The organism is Ignatzschineria sp. F8392, assembly GCF_002252045.1.
In the GTDB taxonomy this organism is placed as follows: domain Bacteria; phylum Pseudomonadota; class Gammaproteobacteria; order Cardiobacteriales; family Wohlfahrtiimonadaceae; genus Ignatzschineria.
The window spans coordinates 25,685-34,487 of the sequence record NZ_NEFF01000010.1; the positions used below are offsets into that span (position 1 = coordinate 25,685).

Below are 8,803 nucleotides of genomic sequence, written 5' to 3' on the forward strand. Positions count from 1 at the left end.
CGTGAAATAACTCGTGAAATAACCCGTAAAATAACCGGTAAAATAGTCAGCAATGGAGCAGTCAAAATAGAGGTCGCAAATAGTAATAAGTGGTTGGTCATGAATAGTTAATGAACCGTACAGTTAATGATTCATTATTTAAATCATAAACTTATAAGTCATAGGCTGATAGATAAGTAACCTAATTAAATAGCAGATAGAAACAGATAGATAGTGATATGAAAAAAGCGCTTGTTGAAAAATTTTTAGATTCCCCCCATAAGCGGATTGCTCTGATGGGGATGAGTGGTGTAGGAAAGACCCATCTCTCCAAAAAGCTTCCCCCATCGGAATGGTTTCACTACTCGATTGATTATCGAATTGGCACACATCACCTTAAAGATGAAGTGAATGATTTTTTAACGTTTGAAGCGATGAAAAATCCACTCTTAAAGAGCTTAATTCAAAATCGAGCGATTTCAGTTGAATCTAGACTCTCTATTAGTAATCTCGCTCCTCTTTCTGCTTATTTGGGAATGGTTGGTAATCCTGCTGAAGGAGGACAACCTCTGGCTCAATTTCTCGATCGTTTAGAGCGCCATCGTCTTGCTGAGATAGGTGCAATTGCCGATGTTCCCTACTTTATGGAGCGTGCAGAAAAGCTCTATCAGCGCCCTAACTTCATTATCGATACCAGCGGTAGCTTTTGTGAAATTCAAGATGAGAAGAGTTGGGAGCTAATCGGTCAAAATGCGTTATTGATCTATATAAAGGCTTCAGAAAAGGCGAAAAACTATGTGATCGAGCGCGCTCAATCCCATCCTAAGCCGCTCTACTATCAAGCTTCATTCCTCTTACCTAAAATTGAGGAGTATCTCAAAACTCATCAACTTCAATCAGAGTCGGAGATTACGCCGGCACATTTTACGCGTTGGATCTTCCCTCAACTCATTGAACATCGGCTTGAGCTCTATGAGATGATTGCAGAGCGTTATGGTGTTACGATCGATGCTGAAGCGCTCTATCACGTTAAAGATCAAGATCAATTTTTTGCACTTATTAAGGAGTCTATCGATGCCCAATAATAATCCTGCCGGCGCCACTATTCAGCGTGAAACGACAGATAATCTCCATATCAAAGGTTATGCCCCACGCTTCTTTCGACTCAATGACGAGAGTGAATGGCATGAGCCGATTATGCTCCTTAACAAAGAGGTATTACACGGAGAAGACTATTTACCGGCAACATTTGAGCAATTAACAGAAGCTCATTTTGAAAAGTGGCTTGAACTGAAGCCCACTGTTATTTTGATCGGCTCTGGCAATCAGATGCAATTTCTCGATCCTCAATGGCGGGCCTTTTTCTATCAACGCGGAATTGGTATTGAGACAATGGCCACAGAATCCCTCTGCCGGACATTTGCTATTTTAGCCGCTGAAGATCGCAATGCTTTAGGTGTCTTTTTTCCAATTGAGAAATAAGTCATTAAGTCATTACATTAAGCAATTGAGTAATTGAGTAATTAAGCAAATAAGAAAGTCTGTTGAGCGGCGGGAGAGAACCATTGCGCTCTTATCACAACTGCATGCCCGCAGGCCGGCATCGATGATGCCGAGAGATCAAATCGATATGATCTATACGATCGATACTTACAGGCAGTAATAAAAACTGCCATCTGCCGGCATGTGACTGCTGGAAGAACGCGATAGTAAGATCCGGCTGCGTTCAGCCTCTTCTCTTTTGACGAATAAATTGATGAATGATTCTTAAGAAAATTTGTTGAGTGGCGGAAATCTACCATTTCGTTTTTTCGCTACTGCATGCCCGCAGGCCGGCATCGATGATGCCGAGAAAGTCCACTGACAATAGAGATTGCCAACTTGCCGGCATATGATTCATGGAAGCATGCAGAGGTCATCTCCGGCAACTCATCAGCTTCTGTTGTTTAATTGACTCAGCCCATAAGAAAATCTGTTGAACGGCGGGAGGGAACGATCGCGCTCTTATCACAACTGCATGCCCGCAGGTCGGCACCTTCAATGCCGAGGAAGTCCTCCGATAATAGAGATTGCCAATTTGCCGGCATACGATTTCTGAAAGCATGCAGTAGTGATCTCCGGCAACTCAACACCCCCTTTTGTTGTCATTAATGAAACCTGATAATGCTATTTGGCAATAGAGATCGCCCTCTGCCGGCATGCGATTCATGAAAGCATGCAGTGGTGATCTCCGGCAACTCAACAACCCCTTTTGTTGTCATTAATGAAACCTGATAATGCTTTTGGCAATAGAGATCGCCCTCTGCCGGCATGTAGTTTCTGGAAGAGCGTAATAGTAAGATCCGGCAGCGTTCAGCCTATTTTGTTTGATTGTTTCAAGCAATAAGAAAATCTATTGATCGGCGGGAGAGAACGATTTCGCTCTTATCACAACTGTATGCCCGCTGATCGGCATCAATGATGCCGAGAAAGTCCACTGACAATAGAGATTGCCAACTTGCCGGCGTGCGATTCATGGAAGTATGCAGTGGTGATCTCCGGCAACTCAACAACCCCTTTTGTTGTCATTAATGAAACCTGATAATGCTATTTGGCAATAGAGATCGCCCTCTGCCGGCATGTAGTTTCTGGAAGAGCGTAATAGTAAGATCCGGTAGCGTTCAGCCTATTTTGTTTGATTGTTTCAAGCAATAAGAAAATCTATTGATCGGCGGGAGGGAACGATCGCGCTCTTATCACAACTGTATGCCCGCTGATCGGCATCAATGATGCCGAGAAAGTCCACCGACAATAGAGGCTGCCAACTTGCCGGCGTGCGATTCATGGAAGTATGCAGCGGTGATCTCCGGCAACTCATCAGCCCTTTTAGAACTAAAAAATAAAACCACTCAAAAAGAGTGGTTTTTATAATGAACCAAAGGTTGTGAGTTGGTTCATAATAGTCCGCTGTAGGGTGTGAGCTACAGAAGATCTATTTCCGTTTTATGTTTCAGTCTTATTTACAGTTTTACGATTCTCGCAGGAATACCTTGTCGAACCGCGGCACCTGTTGTCCAATCGAGCCAAGGCGCTGGAATCGGTCTTGAGGGATCAGCAATCGCAAGATCATTGAGATTGAGCCCACTTCCTACATGCTGACTAAACTGCATCGGAACACCATCGATCATATGAGCTCTTGCACCTACATCTCGGCGACCATATCCATGCTCAATCGCTAATACGCCGGGTTTAACCCCATCGAGCACCATGATTTGTGACTCTTGCGCACCATTAGGTGACTCAATACGAACACGATCTCCATTTTGAACATTAAAACGAAGTGCATCTTCCTCACTAATCGCAACAAAGTTTGTCGGCTTGATCATCCGCAACCGTAATGTTGAACCGGAGGTACTACTGACGATATTGGATTTAAAGGAGGTCAATGCCAATGGCCACTCCTCTTTCGGAAAGCGCTCATAAACAGAGCTTCCATCGGAGAATCGTGGCGGATGATAAGTTGGCGTTCCACTATAACGCTCACCATTTGCAAAGTGACGATGAACCCCAACAGTCTCATTCCAGAGCTGTAATGTCGGCGTCCATTTCTTCGTCATCTCATCTCCTTTCCAACCAGTATCAAAGTCAGCAAAACGTCCACCACGCGCATAAACATAAGCAACGCGCATCTGCTCTTCCGGTTTTAAGATCTGCTCAATGGCGGGCATAATACGCTTAACGCCGGTAAGTTCGAGCTCTTCACGATTTGACTCCGGCACCGGTGAACCATCAAAAGCCATATTCGCCGCCGCACGAAGATAGAAATCTTCCGCCGTATGAACAGGATAATTCTTACCGGTATAATCTTTTATCGCATTCTCACCAAAGCCCGGCAATCCCATCTTTTTCGCCACTTCAATAAAAAAGAGCTCCATCGAAATGGGTCGACCCTTTGCATCTTTCTCGACACGTGGCTCCACGATAGGCCATCTTGCAGTAGAGGTCTTAAAGGGAACGCCTGCCCAAGCACTACCGAAGCCCCAGCTCTCAAAGTTATGAGTATCGGGAACGATATAATCCGCCATTGCGGTTGTCTCATTGATAAAGGCATCAATCGCCACAAAGAGTGGTAAGACTTTGGGATCTTTTAACTTATCGAGCAGTAACTGTCTAAAACCGGTAATCCCATAGACCGGATTAGTCATATTACTGATCCAAGCTTTTAAAGGATAGGGATCTGCATTGAGTGCCGAGATCAACATCTCTGTTGCCTGCCCACCTGCAAAAGGATACCAAGGACGGCTCGCCGGATAAGGATTCTCACCACGCGCCACCTTCTCTTTATACTCTGTAGAGGATTCATAAGGACGCTTCGCACGACCGATCATAATTCCTTTCGGCTGAACCATACCATCGAATTTTGTAAAGTCATAACGAGGACCCGGCGCATAGTCGGCATATTTACCACCATTAACATGCATTCCGCCCTTATAGTTCATGTTGCCGATTAAGACGTTGAGCGCTAAGAGTGCCCAAGTATTATAGAAACCATTACCACTCATCATTCCACCATGAGTAATAATCGCCGCTTTATGACCATGACTGGTAAATTTACGCGCTAATCCCTCAATCGTGGAGACAGGTACGCCACAAACCTCACTATATTCCGCTAAAGTTAGCTTCTCAGCAGAGCGTTTTAACATCGTGAAGCTTGTTGCAACTTCTACCGCTTCTCCATTAGCGAGTGTTACTTTACCCTCATAATAGAGCTTACCGCGAAGTGCTTCATCAACATCTTTTAACTCACCCGTTGCGGCATCCACTGTTAAAATAGGGCTCGAGGCACGATCGCCCCCTTCAATATCCGCAAGGCGTAACATCTGACCATAGAGCGGACTTGCTTCATCGATAATCACAAGATGGGTTGCATTTGAATGGCTTACCGCATCCGCTGCCTTCATCCCTGCCTGCCCAGGAACAGTGAGATAATCTTCGTTATAGCGATTCTGCTCAATAATGTAGCGAATCATCGCCATCGCCATTGCCGAATCAGTCCCGGGAAGGATAGAGACCCAAGTATTATTCTGCGTTGCCAAGGTATTGGTCATCGGCAGATTAGGCGCAACAACGGCATAACTAAATTCACTCGCCTCTTTAGTTCTCGCACCTGCTAAGAGGCGACCTTGACGTTTAAAAGGATTCCCCGATTGTGCCGGCGATGTTCCCATAAAGATTGCAAATTCAACATTCTCAAGATCTGGCTTAGCATGGGCATTTTTTGCCATATCATTCATCAACGCGCCGGAGCCTAAACGATACGCTAGACCACAATAGGCTCCATGCGCTGTGAAGTTACGTGTTCCAAAGGACTCATTTGTAAAGCGCTTCACAAAGAATTCACGCCCTTCATTTCCGGCATTTGAGACTAAAAGTTGATTCGCCTTAACTCCAAATTCTGGATTTTTGGGATCGATCAATGTCTCAAGATCACGAATATCTTTAAGCCCATCTACATGCCCTTCACCAAAGAGATCGCCACCATTGACCACTTCATCGATCAATTGCTCAAAGCTGATGCGCTCCCATTTACCTTCCCCACGCTTTCCAACACGTTTTAAAGGCCAGAGAACACGATATGGGCTCGAAACTGATTCTCCCATCTGCGCTCCACGAGCACAAGCCGTTGAACGATCATTAATGCCTTGATCGCCCCCTAATTTCACCCATGCCTCATCGATCGGCATATCGTAATTGAATTGCTCTTCACTCGAAAGTGGGTGGTAAGGGTTTCCGGCGATACGAATCACCTCATTCTTCTCCTTATCGACCCGCACCCGCACGCCGCAAACGGTCCAGCATCCAAAACATTGCGTATTAGACATCGCCTGCTTCTTATTTTGGATAAATTTCCCATCTTCGATATGCCCTTCCACATTGAGCGCATCACCAAAGATTGCATTTTTAGTCGGTTCTGCTGAGGTGCCGGTCACAAGACCCTTCACCATATTTTTTGCAGTATTACTATATCCAACCGCAAATGCTGCTAACCCCCCTGCTGCCGCAACCCCCTTAACAATATTACGGCGCTTACGGCGTGCGTCATCATCAGCATGAGAGCTCTCTTCTTGAGATGGCATCACCTCTGTTGACGCGTCGATCGTTTCGATCTCTTTTTTCAATTTATCATCACTCATCTTATTACTCCTAGGGTAGCGCTCTATCGGCGCTCTCCCGCAATTTATTGATTCTTATTGATTCCCTATTTGGCAGAGCTTTATCGATCGATAACACTCTGATCTGAAGCTCTGCACTGATCGATTAATTTGCGCTTTTCGCAATCTGGCTCTTCACCTTATGAAGCTACGCTAGAAGATCGCTTAATAGGCTTAAAGGTTAACCAACGATCCTGTAGTAGACTCCAGACAATAATCACTAAGGTGAGCCAGAGTCCAAAGGTGGAAAGAATGCCTAAGAATCCGCTAAATCCCCAATCGAGATGGTATGGATTGATCACCACATTATATTTTGGCAATGTTTGTGACTGCATTAAGATCGCCCAACGGATAGTCCATGCCAAAGAGAGTGATCCAAGTGCAAGAAGCAGATCGATCCAGCGGCAATTGATACGGCGTTGATTGAAGTTGACGAAGGTGTAGATCATTAAGACTAACCAGTAGATCAGTAGACTTAAACCGATCGTAAACCAGACAGAGCCCTTCTCAGGAAGTGATCGAAAAGCAGCGCCTGCTGGCGTATCGCTCATCGCCCAGCCGATTAAGGTAAAGGCAACACCGATCAGACCGACCAATTGGAAGCGGCTTAAAATTGCCGTATGATCTTGACGATGTGACCATCTTGATGAGAGCGAGTTCCATGCTTTAACACACATCGGTACTGCTTGAAATGCTGTAAAGAAGAGAACCCACGGCAACCATGGTGTAAACCAGATCGGCTGTGAACGAAGCACATTAATCTCTTTTCCGGTATAGAGAAGAATCATAAATGCAGTCACTAAGAGCCCCATCGAAGTCCACTGTAACCAGAAGCTAGGGTTGATACTTCCCCAATGGAGTGCTCTAAACCACTTATAGGTTCCCTCTTTCGTGCTATTTTCTCTCAAGAGAAGGAGAAATTGAACTATCATAAAGAGAACAAAAAGTGGAACAAAGATTGCCCCGATCCACATCCATGACCAAGGTGCCATCTGTGTATAGAAGTTAATAAAGCGTCCCGGTTGATGGAGGTCTGCCAAAAGTGCGATCGGCCCTACGATACCGGCGGTGATACCAAATCCCATCACCAAAAGCTCAAGCCCTTTTAGCTCACCATGTTTCCACCATCTTAAAATAACGGCGATCAGTGCTGCAGAAGCGGCCAAGCCGATAAAGAAGAAGTATTGTACCGCCCAGGGGAGCCAGGCGATCTCTTGTGGTAGTGTCAATAATTCACGAATCATAATACAATCTCCTGCCATAACATTGCTTGACCTTGAACTTGCGATTGGAACGCTTCATCAAGCCCAATATAGAAGACTTGGGGTGTTGTTCCCTGCTCAGGTTTTAACACCTTAATCTCATCAGCAAACTCAACAAGCATCTTACTAATAAGGCTATTAGGATCTTTCATATCCCCAATAATACGTGCGCCACCGACGCATGATTCAACACATGCCGGTAGTAATCCCGCTTCTAAGCGATGCGCACAGAAGGTACATTTATCTGCCGTGCCGGTCTCTTCATTAATAAAGCGCGCCTCATAAGGGCAAGCCTGAACACAGTAAGCACAACCGACACAGATCTTGTTATCGATCACAACGATGCCATCTTCTCGTTGGAAGGTTGCTTGTGTTGGACAGACAGGGACACAGGGAGGATTATCACAGTGGTTACAAAGTCTTGGAAGAACGACGTTTGTCGCTTGATCTTGCTCATAGCTGATCACCTGATATTGGCGCACTGTAGTTCTAAATTGCCCTGCCGGCATCTGATTCTCTACCGTACAGCTGACGGTACATGCTTGACAGCCGATACAACGGCGAAGATCTACAATCATACCGTAACGTTTATTAGGATCGCCCTCACGACGTGGGGGTACATGCTTTTCAGCTGCGCGTGCCTCTTTTAAACTGACAACAGCCGCTCCTGCCGTTAAGGCTCCGAGTTGCTTCAGTAGATCACGACGGGTAATATCCATCTTCAATTCTCCTTTTATCTCTATCTCTCAACGGAGACGGTAACGGGAGGCATTCCCATAAATTTTTTCATGCTCTTATGATCCCGACTTTTGTAAAGTCCCTCTATTGTGGTAAACCACATACCTGCTAATAAATTGATCTAGAGCAAGTCTCTCAAACTCGCTTTTCTGAGATTTTTTTGATGAAGAGAATAAGATTCCTCTCTATATTCAATAACTAAAAGAACCGGTTGGCGGTGATAGAAGATCACCATCTGCCGGCGCGTAATCTCTGGAAGAATGCGATGGTAAGATCCGGCAGCGTTCAACCTTTTTTATCTCAAATTAATGATTCTTAAGAAGGCTTTTTGAACGGCGGGAACCGACTATTTCACTCTTTTCGCTACTGCATGCCCGCCAGTCGGCGCTTTCAGCACCGAGAATGATATCGTTAAGGCAACGATTTTTTCCGGCATGCAACTTGTGAAAGAATGCAATGGTAATCTACGGCAACTCATCGACATTTATAAAGATAAAACTATTCGGGCAATCGAATGATTGCCCCCTGCCGGCGCGAGATTGATAAAAGAACGCGATGGTGAGGACCGGCAGCGTTCAGCCTTTTTTTTCAATCAATGATACTTAAGAAGGCTTTTTGAACGGCGGGAACCGA

6 protein-coding genes are annotated in these 8,803 nt (G+C 45.2%); 2 read left to right on the forward strand and 4 right to left on the reverse strand.

Translation table 11 applies throughout. The features are described 5' to 3' along the window. The first annotated feature begins 218 nt into the window (after positions 1-218). Together B9T19_RS10335 and B9T19_RS10340 are read left to right on the forward strand one after the other, a co-directional pair. Entirely contained in the window at positions 219-1,064 is an 846-nt protein-coding gene (locus tag B9T19_RS10335) for a hypothetical protein (RefSeq protein WP_094568546.1), read from the forward strand. Then, positions 1,054-1,461, forward strand: coding sequence for an Mth938-like domain-containing protein (locus tag B9T19_RS10340; RefSeq protein WP_157957452.1), 408 nt, complete (start codon positions 1,054-1,056; stop codon positions 1,459-1,461). Before B9T19_RS10335 ends, B9T19_RS10340 begins: the two co-directional genes overlap by 11 nt. 665 nt (positions 1,462-2,126) lie before the next feature. On the opposite strand, the gene B9T19_RS10670 is transcribed toward B9T19_RS10340, so the two are convergent. The 4 genes from B9T19_RS10670 to ttrB all read right to left on the reverse strand — a co-directional run bounded on the left by B9T19_RS10670 (position 2,127) and on the right by ttrB (position 8,151). Next, a complete protein-coding gene (locus B9T19_RS10670) occupies positions 2,127-2,291 on the reverse strand; it encodes a hypothetical protein (RefSeq protein ID WP_158214402.1) in 165 nt (54 codons plus the stop codon). Positions 2,292-2,978: 687 nt separating this feature from the next. Continuing rightward, positions 2,979-6,095, reverse strand: coding sequence for a molybdopterin dinucleotide binding domain-containing protein (locus tag B9T19_RS10345; RefSeq protein WP_094568552.1), 3,117 nt, complete (start codon positions 6,093-6,095; stop codon positions 2,979-2,981). A gap of 215 nt (positions 6,096-6,310) precedes the next feature. Further along, entirely contained in the window at positions 6,311-7,414 is a 1,104-nt protein-coding gene (nrfD, locus tag B9T19_RS10350; protein ID WP_094568548.1) for an NrfD/PsrC family molybdoenzyme membrane anchor subunit, read from the reverse strand. Continuing rightward, positions 7,411-8,151, reverse strand: a complete 741-nt coding sequence (gene ttrB / locus B9T19_RS10355; protein WP_094568549.1) for a tetrathionate reductase subunit TtrB — start codon at positions 8,149-8,151, stop codon at positions 7,411-7,413. Before ttrB ends, nrfD begins: the two co-directional genes overlap by 4 nt. Between the last annotated feature and the right edge of the window lie 652 nt (positions 8,152-8,803).

Excerpts from the sequence above, each read along its gene's own strand:
- nrfD (WP_094568548.1), bottom strand. The coding sequence starts at position 7,414 with ATGATTCGTGAATTATTGACACTACCACAAGAGATCGCCTGGCTCCCC.
- ttrB (WP_094568549.1), bottom strand. The coding sequence starts at position 8,151 with ATGGATATTACCCGTCGTGATCTACTGAAGCAACTCGGAGCCTTAACG.
- B9T19_RS10340 (WP_157957452.1), top strand. The coding sequence starts at position 1,054 with ATGCCCAATAATAATCCTGCCGGCGCCACTATTCAGCGTGAAACGACA.
- B9T19_RS10335 (WP_094568546.1), top strand. The coding sequence starts at position 219 with ATGAAAAAAGCGCTTGTTGAAAAATTTTTAGATTCCCCCCATAAGCGG.
- B9T19_RS10345 (WP_094568552.1), bottom strand. The coding sequence starts at position 6,095 with ATGCCATCTCAAGAAGAGAGCTCTCATGCTGATGATGACGCACGCCGT.
- B9T19_RS10670 (WP_158214402.1), bottom strand. The coding sequence starts at position 2,291 with ATGCCGGCAGAGGGCGATCTCTATTGCCAAAAGCATTATCAGGTTTCA.